11 protein-coding genes are annotated in these 13,655 nt (G+C 72.7%); 8 read left to right on the forward strand and 3 right to left on the reverse strand.

Annotated features, from left to right (window positions below):
* Positions 1-68 precede the first annotated feature (68 nt).
* Positions 69-947 (reverse strand): L,D-transpeptidase family protein, encoded by an 879-nt coding sequence (locus AMK10_RS02980; RefSeq protein WP_073744466.1) that lies wholly within the window; start codon positions 945-947, stop codon positions 69-71.
* Between the two features lie 252 nt (positions 948-1,199).
* Here AMK10_RS02980 and AMK10_RS02985 point away from each other — a divergent pair, with 252 nt between their 5' ends.
* Both AMK10_RS02985 and leuE read left to right on the forward strand, forming a co-directional pair.
* Positions 1,200-2,780 carry an acyl-CoA mutase large subunit family protein gene (locus AMK10_RS02985; RefSeq protein ID WP_073744467.1) on the forward strand — a complete coding sequence of 527 codons (1,581 nt, stop codon included), beginning with the start codon at positions 1,200-1,202 and terminating at the stop codon, positions 2,778-2,780.
* 207 nt (positions 2,781-2,987) lie between these two features.
* Positions 2,988-3,647, forward strand: a complete 660-nt coding sequence (gene leuE, locus AMK10_RS02990) for a leucine efflux protein LeuE (protein WP_073744468.1) — start codon at positions 2,988-2,990, stop codon at positions 3,645-3,647.
* A gap of 22 nt (positions 3,648-3,669) precedes the next feature.
* Here leuE and AMK10_RS02995 read toward each other — a convergent pair whose 3' ends face one another.
* Both AMK10_RS02995 and AMK10_RS03000 read right to left on the reverse strand, forming a co-directional pair.
* On the reverse strand, positions 3,670-4,128 hold the full coding sequence (locus AMK10_RS02995) for a MarR family winged helix-turn-helix transcriptional regulator (RefSeq protein ID WP_073744469.1): 459 nt from the start codon (positions 4,126-4,128) through the stop codon (positions 3,670-3,672).
* An 18-nt stretch (positions 4,129-4,146) separates the two neighbouring features.
* A complete protein-coding gene (locus AMK10_RS03000) occupies positions 4,147-5,571 on the reverse strand; it encodes an FAD-dependent monooxygenase (protein ID WP_073744470.1) in 1,425 nt (474 codons plus the stop codon).
* 38 nt (positions 5,572-5,609) lie between these two features.
* Here AMK10_RS03000 and AMK10_RS03005 point away from each other — a divergent pair, with 38 nt between their 5' ends.
* The 6 genes from AMK10_RS03005 (at position 5,610) to AMK10_RS03030 (ending at position 13,612) form a co-directional block, all read left to right on the forward strand.
* Entirely contained in the window at positions 5,610-6,254 is a 645-nt protein-coding gene (locus AMK10_RS03005) for a TetR/AcrR family transcriptional regulator C-terminal domain-containing protein (RefSeq protein ID WP_073744471.1), read from the forward strand.
* 177 nt (positions 6,255-6,431) lie between these two features.
* Complete coding sequence (locus AMK10_RS03010) at positions 6,432-7,397, forward strand: glycosyltransferase family 2 protein (RefSeq protein WP_073744472.1); 966 nt, start codon at positions 6,432-6,434, stop codon at positions 7,395-7,397.
* A gap of 3 nt (positions 7,398-7,400) precedes the next feature.
* Positions 7,401-8,750, forward strand: coding sequence for a polysialyltransferase family glycosyltransferase (locus tag AMK10_RS03015; protein WP_073744473.1), 1,350 nt, complete (start codon positions 7,401-7,403; stop codon positions 8,748-8,750).
* A 55-nt stretch (positions 8,751-8,805) separates the two neighbouring features.
* A complete protein-coding gene (locus AMK10_RS03020) occupies positions 8,806-10,077 on the forward strand; it encodes a tetratricopeptide repeat protein (RefSeq protein WP_073744474.1) in 1,272 nt (423 codons plus the stop codon).
* Positions 10,074-12,449 (forward strand): polysaccharide pyruvyl transferase family protein, encoded by a 2,376-nt coding sequence (locus AMK10_RS03025; protein WP_198959608.1) that lies wholly within the window; start codon positions 10,074-10,076, stop codon positions 12,447-12,449. Before AMK10_RS03020 ends, AMK10_RS03025 begins: the two co-directional genes overlap by 4 nt.
* A 56-nt stretch (positions 12,450-12,505) precedes the next feature.
* Complete coding sequence (locus tag AMK10_RS03030; RefSeq protein ID WP_073745991.1) at positions 12,506-13,612, forward strand: acyltransferase; 1,107 nt, start codon at positions 12,506-12,508, stop codon at positions 13,610-13,612.
* The last annotated feature ends 43 nt before the right edge of the window (positions 13,613-13,655 follow it).

The following is a 13,655-nucleotide window of genomic DNA, read 5'->3' on the forward strand; positions in this document are numbered from 1 at the left end:
CCGTACCTTCGGCTCAGCGCACCAGGCGCGGGCGGGACACGTTCCCCCGGTCCCGTCCGCGCCCCTCACTACGAGTAGACGACGACCTTGTCGCCCTTCCTCACCTGGGCGTAGAGAGCGGCGATCTTCGCCTCGTCCCTCACGTTCACGCAGCCGTGCGAGGCGCCGCTGTAGCCCCGGGCCGCGAAGTCCGACGAGTAGTGCACCGCCTGGCCGCCGCTGAAGAACATGGCGTACGGCATGGGGGAGTCGTAGAGCGTGGAGACGTGGTGGCGGGACTTCCAGTACACCGAGAAGGTGCCCTCGCGGGTGGGTGTGTACTGCGAGCCGAACCGCACGTCCATGGACGAGACGACCCGGCCGTCGATCATCCAGGACAGCGTGCGGCTGTTCTTGCTGATGCACAGAACCCGGCCGGTCATGCAGCGGGCGTCGGGCTTCGCGGCGGGCCGTGACGTCGGAGGGTCGAGCTCCTTCGCCGTCGGCTTCCGTGTCATCGCGAGCAGCCGCTCCCACGTCACCGTGTCCGTCCTGCCGGTGCGGGCCAGGCCGCGCTTGCCCTGGAAGGACCGCACGGAGGCGGCGGTGGTGGTGCCGTAGTACCCCGTGGGGCTGCGGTCGAAGTGGCCGATCTGGCGCAGCCGGGCCTGGAGTTCCTTCACACGCTTGCTCCGGTCACCCGTGGACATCAGGGTCCTGGGTTCCGGGGAGGGGCGCGCGCTCGGTGTCCTGGAGGGCGTCGCCGAGGGGCTCGCCTGTCCGCCGCCCGGCTTGGCGTCGTCCGTGGGGCTCGCTCCCGGCTTCGTCGCGGTGGTCGTGGGCTCCGCCGCGCCCACCGTCTCCACCTTGCAGCCCGCCGTCAGCACGGTCAGTGCGAGCACGCCGACAGCCGCCACGGCCGCCGTACGCACTCTTCGCGCGTGGCTGTTCTCCCGTACGAGTCTCATCCTCTGCCCCCTGGCTCGCCCGTCGCGGCCCCGGTCACGCGGACCGTCGTGTGGCACGGATATCTCATGGGACGGATTCCCGGCCTGCCCGGTTGCGGATTCCTGAGCATGATGGGGATGCGTGCGCACAGACCCCGGCGCGCAGGCTGTGAGCAAGCTCCCAGCGGAGGGCGCCCGCAGGCCGGGGCGTCGCCGCTAGAGTCCGTCGCGAGATTTGTTACCGATAAGTAGCTTGAGCGGGAGGCACAGCACATGACGCGTGAGTCCGAGTCAGGACTGCCCATCGAGCCGGTGTACGGGCCGGAGGCGCTCGACGGCTGGCGGGCCGAGGAGAAGCTCGGCGCCCCGGGCGCCTTTCCCTTCACGCGTGGTGTCTACCCCACGATGTACACGGGCAGGCCCTGGACGATGCGGCAGTACGCCGGATTCGGCACCGCCACCGAGTCCAACGCCCGCTACAAGCAGCTGATCGCCAACGGCACGGCGGGCCTCTCCGTCGCGTTCGACCTGCCGACCCAGATGGGCCACGACTCGGACGCGCCGATCGCCTCGGGCGAGGTCGGCAAGGTCGGCGTGGCGATCGACTCGATCGACGACATGCGCGTCCTGTTCGGCGGGATCCCGCTGGACGAGGTCTCCACCTCGATGACCATCAACGCCCCCGCCTCGCTGCTGCTCCTGCTCTACCAGCTCGTCGCGGAGGAGCAGGGCGTGCCGGCCGGCCGGCTGACGGGCACGATCCAGAACGACGTGCTCAAGGAGTACATCGCCCGGGGCACGTACATCTTCCCGCCGAAGCCCTCGCTGCGGCTGATCGCCGACATCTTCAAGTACTGCCGGGCCGAGATCCCGAAGTGGAACACCATCTCGATCTCGGGCTACCACATGGCCGAGGCCGGAGCCACGCCCGCGCAGGAGATCGCCTTCACCCTCGCGGACGGCATCGAGTACGTCCGTACCGCCGTGGCCGCGGGCATGGACGTGGACGACTTCGCGCCGCGGCTCTCCTTCTTCTTCGTCGCCCGTACGACGATCCTCGAGGAGGTCGCCAAGTTCCGTGCCGCGCGCCGGATCTGGGCCCGGGTGATGAAGGAGGAGTTCGGCGCGGAGAACCCCAAGTCGCTGATGCTGCGCTTCCACACGCAGACCGCGGGCGTCCAGCTCACCGCCCAGCAGCCCGAGGTCAACCTCGTCCGGGTCGCCGTGCAGGGCCTGGGCGCGGTGCTCGGCGGCACGCAGTCGCTGCACACCAACTCCTTCGACGAGGCGATCGCCCTGCCGACGGACAAGTCGGCCCGGCTCGCCCTGCGCACCCAGCAGGTCCTGGCGTACGAGACGGACGTGACGGCGACCGTGGACCCGTTCGCGGGCAGTTACGTCGTCGAGAGCATGACCGACGACGTCGAGGCCGCGGCCCTGGAGCTGATGCGGAAGGTCGAGGACATGGGGGGCGCGGTCGAGGCCATCGAACGCGGCTTCCAGAAGGGGGAGATCGAGCGCAGCGCGTACCGGGTCGCCCAGGAGACGGACAGCGGCGAGCGCGTGGTCGTCGGCGTGAACCGCTTCCGCCTCGACGAGGAGGAGCCGTACGAGCCGCTCCGTGTCGACCCCGCGATCGAGGCCCAGCAGGCGGCCCGGTTGGCGAAGCTCCGCGCGGAGCGCGACCAGGGGGCGGTGGACGCGGCGCTCGCGGAGCTCAAGAAGGCGGCGGAGGGCACGGACAACGTGCTGTACCCGATGAAGGACGCGCTCAGGGCGCGGGCCACGGTGGGCGAGGTCTGCGACGCGCTGCGGGAGGTCTGGGGGGCGTACGTCCCGACGGACGCGTTCTGAGGCTGCCGCCGTCGCGAGGGGTCTTCCCGGCCGGGCGGACTTCGGACCGGGCGCGTTCCGGACCGGGCGTGCTCGTGTCCGGAGCGCTCCGGGCCAGGCGTGCTCGTGTCCGGAGCGTTCCGGACCAGCCGGACGGAGGCCCCGGAAGGCCGGCCGCAATGCGGACCGGCCGGACGGAGTGTCGCACCCGCGTGCGACACTCCGTTCATGCTGGGTGTCACCGATCTTCCGACCTATCTCGCCGGCCTTGTGCTGATCATTCTGCTGCCGGGGCCGAATTCGCTGTACGTGCTCTCCGTCGCCGCCAGGCGCGGGGTGCGCACCGGTTATGTGGCCGCCGCCGGGGTGTGGACCGGTGACACGGTCCTGATGACGCTGTCCGCGCTGGGAGCCGCTTCGCTGCTCCAGACGACGCCGCTGCTCTTCGCCGTCGTCAAGTACGCCGGCGCGGGCTATCTGACGTGGATGGCGATAGGGATGCTGCGGGCCGCCGTGTCGATGTGGCGCGAGCGGCACCAGCGTGCGGCGGAGCTGGTGGAGGAGGGCGAGAAGCCCGCGCAGGGGGTGGAACACCCCTACAGGCGGGCGCTCGTGGTGAGCCTCTTCAACCCGAAGGCCATCCTGAGCCTGATCTCCTTCTTCGTGCAGTTCGTCGATCCCGGTTACGCCTATCCGGCGCTCTCCTTCCTGGTGCTCGGCACGCTGCTCCAGATCGGCAGCTTCCTCTACCTCTCGACGCTCATCTTCGGCGGCACCCGTCTGGCCACCGCGTTCCGCCGCCGCAAGCGGCTCTCGGCGGGGGCCACTTCGGCGGCGGGCGTGCTGTTCCTCGGGTTCGCGGCGAAGCTGTCCTTCAGCAGCGTCTGAGCGTTCCGGCCGGGTGCCGGGCTCAGTGGTGCCAGGCCTTGCCGCCCACGTTGTGGATCATGCGCTGGAGGACCTTGAGAGCGGCGACGAACTCCTCGTCCGGGATTCCGGCGTGGATCTCGGCGCTCGCCCTGCCGACGCGCTCGAAGGCCCTGGCGCGCAGCGCGTGCCCCTCGGGTGTGAGCCGCAGCCGGGTGGCCGCGTCCTCGGTGACCAGGCCCCGGGCGATGAGGGAGTCGATGTCGGGCTCCAGTGTGTCGCCGGCGTTCAGATAGCCGCGGAGCATCGCGACCACCTCGGCGCGCGGGCGGCCGTGCTCGTCCGCTTCGGTCAGCTGGTTCAGGACCCACCAGGGGGGCTGGGTCAGACCGTGTTCGGCCAGTGCGGCCCGGATGTGGGTCACGGTCGCTTCGTGGGCGGCCCAGCTCCAGTAACCGATGGGCTGCCGTGCGAGACCCGCGTCGTCATGTGAGTAGTCCATGTCCCGGACCGTAGGACCTCAAGCAAAGTCGAGGTCAAGGCCCAGGGGTGCGGCGTACCCGGCGAGCCCGGAGGTGTCCTCGCCCGCCCAGCCGATGTAGCCGTCCGGCCTGATCAGGAACAGCCCCTTGCCGTAGGCCGCGCTCTCCTCGGTGCGGAAGGCCCGCAGCACCCCGTCCTCGTCCGCGGGCAGCGGCGCGTCCGTGCCGACCGCGAGCAGGGTGAAGTGCGGTCCCCGGAAGACGTCGAAGAGCCGCCCGTGCTCGCCCGCGGACCCGTCCGGCGCCCGGTCGCCGGCCTCCAGGAGGCCGGCCCGGCCGGAGGCCAGCGGGCCCTCGCGGTAGCCGAGACCCAGCTGCTGGGCCGCGGTGCCGCGCTCCTGCTCGCCGCGGTGGACGCGGGTCGAGAGGTCCAGCATCCCGGCCGCGACCGGCCGGCGTTCCTGCTCGTAGGTCTCCAGCAGGGTGGCGGGTGCGCCGTGCAGCAGCACCTGGCCGAGCTTCCAGCCGAGGTTGTAGGCGTCCTGGACGCTGGTGTTCAGCCCCTGTCCGCCCGCCGGGGAGTGGATGTGCGCGGCGTCGCCCACGAGGAGGACCCGGCCGGAACGGAAGCGGGCGGCCAGGGCCGCGCGCGGCCGGAAGTCCGACGACCAGCGCACCTCGGTGACGTCGTCCGCGCCCAGGTGGGTGCGTGCGGCGACGAGGGCCCGCACGCCCTTGGGCGAGAGGTCCGGCGCCCCCTCCTTGAACTGGGCCATCAGCTGGAAGTCCGCCGTGCCGGGCAGCGGGCACAGCGTCATCAGGCCCGCCTCGTCCAGGAATATGTGCCAGTTGAGCCGGTCGAGGGACTCCTCCGCGATGCGTACGTCGGCCACCAGGGTGGGCGAGGGGTCGACGGTTTCGCCCTCCATCGCGATGCCGAGGGCGCGCCGGACCGTGGAGCGCCCGCCGTCCGCCGCGACCAGGTAGGAGGCGCGCACCTCGCCGGTGGTGAGCCGTGCCGTCACCCCCTCGGTGTCCTGGGACAGGCCGGTGAGGGCCGAGGAGAAGAGGACGTCGCCGCCCAGTTCGCGCAGACGCGCGAGCAGGATCTCCTGGGTCCGCCACTGCGGCATCATCCAGGGCTCCCCGTACGGCTCGGCCTCGGTGGGGGCCGCGCGGCGGAACATGTCGTACTCGCCCCGGCGCTCGCCTCCGCCCCAGGTCATCCCGACGGGGGCCGGGCCGCCGTGCTCCCGTACGGCGTCGCCCACGCCGAGGTCGTCGAACACCTCCCGGGTGCGGGGCTGGATGCCCTTGCCGCGTGAGCCCGGGAAGAGCGACGGGGCCTGTTCGACGACGAGGGCGCGCACACCGCGGCGGGTGAGGTCGCAGGCCAGGGCGAGGCCGCTGGGACCCGCGCCGGCCACCAGGACCCGAGTTTCCTTAACGCTGTTAAGTTCCATGGTCGCGAGTGTGGGCTTAACGCTGTTAAATTGTCAAGGTGGGTACGACGAAGATCGACAGGGCACGTGTCGCGGACACCGCGCTGAGGCTGCTGAACGAGGTGGGCCTCGACGGGCTGAGCCTGCGCGCCATCGCGCGGGAGCTGGACGTCAAGGCACCCGCGCTGTACTGGCACTTCAAGGACAAGCAGGCGCTGCTCGACGAGATGGCGACCGTCATGTACCGCCGGATGCTGGAGGGCGATCTGCCCGGCCCCGTACCCCGTACCTGGCAGCAACAGATGGTGGCCTACCAGGGCGCGTTGCGTGGGGCGCTGCTGCGCTATCGCGACGGCGCCAAGGTCTACAGCGGTGCCCGGTTCACCGGCACCGACCACGCCGACGGCCTGGAGGCCCACCTCCGCACGATGGTCGACGCGGGGTTCGAGCTGTGGCAGGCGGTGCGCGCGGGCACGACCGTGAACGCGTACACGATGGGCTTCGTCACCGAGGAGCAGGGCGTGCAGCCCATGCCGGACGAGCGGCGGGACGGGTACGACGTCGACGAGCGGGCCGAACGTCTGAAGCGCTATCCCCTCGCGGCCGCGGCCGGGGCCGAGATCTTCGGCAACTACGACGAGAGATTCGAGGACGGCCTGTGGATCGTCATCGCGGGCATCGAGGCGCGTTACGGGGTGAAGTAGACCCCCGCGGGTGCCACGCGGGCAGGCCTTTCCCCGCCGGGGACGCCCGCCGCCGCGCGGCCCGGCCGGAGTCACCCCGGGGACGCCCAGAGTTCACCGTTCGTCGGGCCGGGCGACACCCTCCCCTCCACCCGCGTCACTAGCGTGTGCGGACCAAGATCGAAGGCGAGGGTCCGCGTGCCGAAACTGTCCGTTGTCGTCCCGTTCCACAATGTCGGCGCGTTCGCCGACACGACGCTGGGCAGTCTCGCCCGCAACACCGGCCCGGACATCGAGTTCCTGCTGGTGGACGACTGCTCCACGGACGACACACCGGCCGTCATCGACCGCTGGGCCGACAGACTCCCGAACGCCGAGGTCATCCGGCACGAGGAGAACCAGGGCATCGCGGCGGCCCGCAACAGCGGCATCGACGCGGCCCGCGGCGACTTCGTCACCTTCCTCGACGGCGACGACTGGTACGCCCCCGGCCATCTGGACCGGCTGCTGCACGCCGCCGCCGGACTGGACTGCGACTTCGCCCGCACCGACCACGTCCAGGCCACCGGCACCGCCCGGGTCGTGAAGCGGGCGCCCGCCCCGCTCCGTGACACCGTGCTGGACCCGCGGCAGGGCATCGCCTCGCCCGAGTGGGAGACGATGGTCGACTACCCCTTCGTCTGGGCGGGCGTCTACCACCGGCGGCTCTTCGACGACGGCGGCCACCGCTTCACCACCCGGCTGCGCACCGCGGAGGACCGGCTGTGGATCTGGCAGCTGCACCTGCGGGCCCGCAGTTACGCGGCGCTGAACCTGTACGGCATTTTTTACCGGCGCGGGGTCACCACCTCCCTGACCCAGATCAAGGACTCCCGCCAGCTGGACTTCTTCCCCGCCTACGACACGCTGCTGGACGAGATCCGCGAGGACCGGGACGCGGAGATCCTCCTCCCGAAGGCGGTCCGCACCTACTGCGCGATGATCGCCTTCCACAACGAGAAGGCGGACGCGTACGAGCCCGGGACCTTCCGGCGCCTGCGCCACGAGTCGGCCGCCGCGCTGCACCGCATGCCGCAGCAGGTGCTCGACCACACCCTGACGATGATGGACGCCAAGCGCAGCACCCTGCTCAACCGCCTGCGTGACAAGCAGAAGGCCGCCTGACCCATGCCCACGCGACGCACCCAGATCTTCCAGGTCTCGACCCTCTACGGGGCGGCCACGCTCGCCGCGGCGCTCGACGCCGGACAGTTCGGACCCGGGCAGGACAGCCACCGCGTCCTGCTCGTCTCCAACAACGCCGCGATCCCCGAGACCGCCCTCCGGCTGGAGGAGATGCGGGGGTACGGCGACATCGCGGCCCGCTTCGACTCCGTCGTCGACTGGAACGAGGCCATCAGCCCGCACCATCCCAGCGGCTGGGGTCCGCGCCCCGAGGAGACCGAACTCTGGCAGCGTGCCTTCCGGCTCGCCTGGGGCATCGACCCCACCGGGCCCGTCGACCTCGCCGTCGAATCCATCCAGGTCAACCCCGCCCGGGCACTCGCCGCGATCTTCGCCGAGAGCGCCGTGCACGTCTACGCCGACGGCCTGATGAGCTACGGCCCGACGCGCAACAAGGTGCCGAGGTCCATCGCCTGCCGCATCCAGCGGGTGCTGCACCTGGACCTCGTACCGGGACTGCGGCCCCTCCTGCTGGCCGAGTCGGGGGTCGAGCCCGAACTCGTCCCGAACGACGCCTTCCGCAAGGTGCTCGGCGAGATCGCCGGATCGGCGGACGGCGACCGGCAGCTCGCGGCGGCCGAGGAGGCGGCGCCCACGGCCATGCTCCTCGGGCAGTACCTCGCGGCCCTGAACATCCTCACCGCCGAGGAGGAGGAGGACCTGCACATCCGCATGCTGCGCGGCGCGGCGCGGGCCGGCCACACCTCCGTCCTGTTCAAGCCGCACCCCACCGCGCCGGCCCGCTACTCACGGGCGCTGGACGACACCGCCGCCGAGCTGGGGGTGCGGCTGACCACGCTGGACGGCCCGCTGCTCGCCGAGACCCTCTACGAACGGTGCGCGCCCACCCTCGTCGTCGGCTGCTTCTCGACCGCGATGTTCACCGCCGCGGCCTACTACGGCATCCCCGTCGCCCGCGTAGGGACCCGCCTCGTGCTGGACCGCATCACCCCGTACGAGAACAGCAACCGCGTCCCGCTGACGATCGTCGACCACCTCGTGCCCGACCTGGACGCGCAGGGCGGTGAGCCCGTGCCCGGACTGCCGTCGACCGCACCGAAGACCCTGGCACCGCTGGTCAGGACCGTCGGCTACTGCATGCAGTCCGGCCTCCACCCCACGCTGCGCGCCGAGGCCGAGTCCTGGCTGCGGGACCACCTCGACGCCACCACGCAGCACTACTTCAAGCGGCGCCGCCTCCAGAAGCTCACGCTTCCCGGCGGCGGCCCGCGAGGAGCGGCGATCCGGCTGCGCCGCACCGTACGCCGCACCCGCACCAGCCTGGGCCTCTGACCCCGGAACCGGGGAGCGTGCCCCGGCCGGCCACTGACAGAACGGCGGAACGAGCATGGGCCAGACCTTCACGGGGCTGCTCAAGGCAGTACGGGCCAGAACCGGACAGGACGCCACGGCGACGGCGCCCGCCGCCCTGCGGCTGTGCGGCGACTACCTTGCGGGCCTCGCCGCGGGCGGCCCCATGAGCGATGCCCGGCAGACCCGGCTGGTCGCCGCCGTCGGCGGTCTCACGACGGCCTGCGGCGGCGACGCGGACGGCATGTTCGACGCGCTGCTGCGGACCGGCCGGCTCGCCCTGGAGGCGGGCGGTGACGCCGAGGCCCGCCTCGCCCTGGGCATCGCCGTCGAGGCGACCGCGCTGCGGCCCAGGTCCAAGGGTGCCTGGCGGCTGCGGGGGAGCGCCCTGGACGCGCTCGGCCGGAGCGACGAGGCCGTCGTGGCGTACGAGCGCCATCTGACGCTCCAGCAGAACCCCTCGTCCGCGCAGGACATCGTGCGGCGGATCGCCACCCTGAAGGAACTGCGCGCCTGCCTGGACGAAGCCGCCCTGCTGCTCCCGGGGGAGAGCGGCGGCCTTCTGCGCGAGAGCGCCGCCGGTGAGGCGCGTACCGCCTTCGCCGACGCCGTACGGCGGCGGACCGCCGAGGGCGGCGGCATGGCGGACCCGGCCGTGCGCCGTCTCGCCGCGCTCTACGCCGCCTACCGGCGGCTGCTGGACCGGGACAGGATGGCCGACCCCCTGCTCGGCGGAGCCGAGCCCGTCGGGGTGCCCGCGCTGCGCCGCCTCGTCGCGGGACGCTCGGTGTGCCTGGTCGCGGGGGCGCCCCGGATCGCCGAGGAGGAGCGGGTCCCGGGCAGCGCGCTCGGCAGGCTGATCGAGGGATACGACCTGGTCGTGCGCTGCGACGCCCTCCCCGAGGGCGCCCCGCGCACCGACCTGCACGCGCTCACGCTGCGCGGCGACACCCCGTGGACCGGTCCGGCCTGGGACCGCAGGGCCGGGACCCGGCTGGTCTTCGGCGACCCCCTCGCGCACTGGCGCAGGGCCCTGCGCGCCCGTCTCGCCGCAGGCGCCCAGGACCGTGTCGGGGACGCCTCGCTGCGGCACCCCCTGGACGACCCGGCGCTGCTCGGCGAGGACGGCTGGTCCACGCGGACCAGCACCGCCTTCACGGTGCTCCGGCTGCTGGACTTCCTGGACGCGGGCCGGCTGGACCTCATCGGCTTCGGGCTGCCGGGGCAGCTGCTGCCGCCCGAGCGCGAGTGGGTCACGGCCCATGCGACACACGAGGACGAGACCGAGATGAGGACCGCGCTCCGATGAACACCACTCCCGCGGACAGACGCACCGGCCCCGCCGACGGCGGACCGGCCGCCGGACCCGAGGCCGACGACAGGCGCGCCGTCACCGGCAAGCGCAGGATCGCCTTCGCCGCGTACACCGACGAGGACCGGATGCCCGGCCTGCTGGTGCTGCTGCGCAGCCTCGCCCTGACCGGTCCGGCCGTCTGCGAGGACTTCCTCGTCCTGCACCCCGGGCTGCCCGACTCCGCGTTCGACGCGGCACGCCGGCTGCACCCCCGGCTCGTCCCGCGCCTCGCGGAGAGCCGCCTCGACGTGTTCCGGACGACCGGCTACGACACCGTCGTCGCCCTCGGCACCGACACGGTCGTCCTGGGCTCCCTCGCCCCGCTGCTGGCCCTGCGCACCGGCGTCGCGGCGGTCCCCGGGCCCGGCGGCGAAGGGCCCCTGCGCGGCGGCGGGCCGGCGGTGATCCAGCTCCAGGACGTCACCGACACCGTGCTCGACGCCCTGGCCCTGGGCGAGGAGGCGGCCGACCGGGCACTGGCGGACGAGGGGCTCCTCGTGCCGCTCGCCTCCCGCTACGACGTCCCGGCGGGGCCGCCGCACGACGACACCCCCGTACCCGACAGCACCGTGGTCCTGAGGTTCGGGACGGGCCGGTCCGGAGAGGACGACGGTGCGTCCGCCTTCTCCGCCCCGGCGCGCGCGGCGCGTGAGCGGTACGAGATGGACGACGCGGCGTTCCGCGCCGCCTACTGCGCCCTCCCCGGCTCCAAGCACCCCGAACTGCTCCTGCACTGCGCCCTGCCGTTCCCCGAAGGGGGGCGTGCGCCGGTCGACCTGGTGCGACAGGTCGCCGAGGTGCACCGGCAGCAGGGCCGCTACGACGAGGCCGTCGCCCTGCTCACCCCCGCCGTGGCGGACCGGCCGGACCTCCCGCGCTGCCACGAGACCCTGGGCATAAGCCTGATGGCCCTGTCCCGCTACGAGGAGGCCGAGGCGCACCTGCTCCTGGCCACCGTGTCACCGGACTTCGCCGCGCGCGCGTACGGACAGCTCGCCCGGCTCGCCTGGCTGCTGGGCCGGACCGAGGACGCCCGGGACTACGCCAGGGAGGGCATCGACGCCGACCCCACCGACGCCAACTGCCATGCCTGGTACGCCCGTACGAACCCCGGAGCCGCTCCCGCGCGCCCGGACGCCGCCCCGCCCGGTGACCAGCTCGCGCATGTGGCCCTGTTCGCCGACGGCCAGGAGAACGCGGGCGACAAGGTGCTGCCCGAAGCCGTACGCATGTGCTTCGGCCCGGACACCGGACCCGCCCGCTGGCACGAGCGGTCCGTGCACCGCCTGGTCGACGAGCCCGGCCTGGAGGAGCTCAACGCCAGGCGCGGCATCGTCGTCGGCGGCGGCGGGCTCTTCCTCCCCGACACCGCGCCCAACGGCAACAGCGGCTGGCAGTGGAACATCCCCGACGCGGTCCTGGCCCGGATCACCGCGCCGCTCGCCGTCTTCGCGGTCGGCTACAACGTGTTCGACGGCCAGCGCTACCGCCGCGAGCGCTTCGCGGAGAGCCTGCGCCCCCTCGTGGGGCGGTCGGCGTTCTTCGGGCTGCGCAACCAGGGCTCCGTGGACCGGGTCCGCGAACTCCTGCCGGAGGAACTCCGCGACCGGGTGCGCTACCAGCCCTGCCCCACCACCGTCGCCCGCCACCTCGAACCCGGCACGGCCGACGCGGATCACCGGGACGACACCGTGCTGGTCAACTGCGCCTACGACCGGGCCGGTCTGCGCTTCGGCCACGACTACGGCCACTTCCTCGCCGAGACGGCCGCCGCCGTCCGCGCCATCGGGAAGCGCGCGGAGGTCCGCTACGCCGCCCACATGCCGGCCGACGAGAAGTTCGTCCACGACCTGCGCAGGGAGCACGGCGTCGCTCTGCCGGTGGAGCCGCTGTACCTGTTCTCCAACGACCGGATCCGCGAGCTCTACCGGCACACGCGCCTGGTCATCGGCATGCGCGGGCACGCGGGGATGATCCCCTTCGGCTGCGGTACGCCGATCATCAGCCTGGTCTCGCACCCCAAACTCGCCTACTTCCTCTCCGACATCGAACGTCCCGAGTGGGGCGTGTCCGTCCACGACAGGGCGCTCGGCGCCCGCCTCGCCGAGCGGGCGGCCGACGTGCTGGACCACCACACGGCGGCCGTGGCCGACGTGCACGGCCGGCAGGAACGCCTCTGGTCGGTCACCCGCGCCAACCTCGGCGAACTCCAGAAGCTGTTCGGGCTGCCCGACCCCTTCTCCGGGGCCCCCGTCCCGCACGTCCCCGGGCCCCGCACCGCCGAGGGCGCACGGGACCTTCACCTGCCCGACACCCGGACGAAGTGACTGTTCACCTGACCGGAGTTCACCCCGGCCACGCGCGTTCATAGCCTTCGATGACCATGTCTTCCTCCGTCTCCTCGCCCGCCGGTTCCTCCCCGTCCGGCGCGCCCGCCGAGTCCCCGCAGCCCGCCGCCGGGTCCCGGCCGCGCCGTGAACACCGGTACGACATCGACCTGGTGCGGCTGCTCTGCTCCGTCGGCGTGATCCTCTGCCACACCGGCTCGGCGTTCGTGAACACGGCGGGCCGCGAGGCCTCGAACGGGCCCGGCACCTACTGGGCCGGGCTGGCCGCGGACTCGGCGGGCCGTTTCGCCGTGCCCCTGTTCTTCGCGATCGCCGGATGGGTGGTCCTGGTCGGCGCCCCGGTCCGCGACGGGCGGCAGCTGTGGCAGCGCATCGTCCGGATCGTGGTGCCGCTCGGCGTCTGGACCGCGCTCTACCTGGCCTGGGGCAGGCTGCGCGGCACCAACGACGCCCCGGTCGGCGAGCTGGCGCTCGACTCGCTCTTCGCCTCGGTCCGCCCGGCGTACCACCTCTGGTACCTGTACGCCTACATCCCCGTGATCATGCTCCTGGCCTTCGCCGCCCTGGTGAAGTCCGGCAAGCGCCCCTGGGGCCTGGGCGCCGGCCTCCTCGTGCTGGGCGCCGCCCCGACGCTGGCCGGTGACCTGTCCCGGATCACGGGCCTGGAACTGCCGCGCTTCGGCTGGGGCTTCGGCCCGTACCAGCTGATCTACGCCGTGCTGGGCGCCCTGCTCCTCTCACTGCCCGCCGGTACGTTCGGCAGGCGCGGCCTGTGGTGGCTGCTCCCTGCGGGCGGGGCGCTGGCCGCGATCGTCGCGTACCAGCACGGGGTGCACTACGCGATCCCGTACGCGAGCGTCCTGGTCGCCCTGTTCAGCGCCGGTGTGCTGCTCTCCCTGCACCGCGTGCCGGTCCCCGAGCGGCTGCGCCCGGCCCTGACCAGGCTGGCGGGCGCCTCGTTCGGCGCGTACATGATCCACGTCCTGGTCCTGGGCGTCCTCACCGACCTGCTCGTCGGCAGCGATCTCTCCCTGCCGGTGGCGGCGGGGCTGGCTCTCGCCGTCACCGCCGCCACCACGGCCCTCTCCTTCGGCGCCGCGCTCCTGTGGACCCGCCTCGGCCTGACCCGCCTGCTGGGCTAGGGGCTTTCGTTTGGATCAGGCTGGGTCAGGGAGCGGGGTCTGG

Source organism: Streptomyces sp. CB02058 (genome assembly GCF_001905505.1).
Taxonomy (GTDB): Bacteria; Actinomycetota; Actinomycetes; order Streptomycetales; family Streptomycetaceae; genus Streptomyces.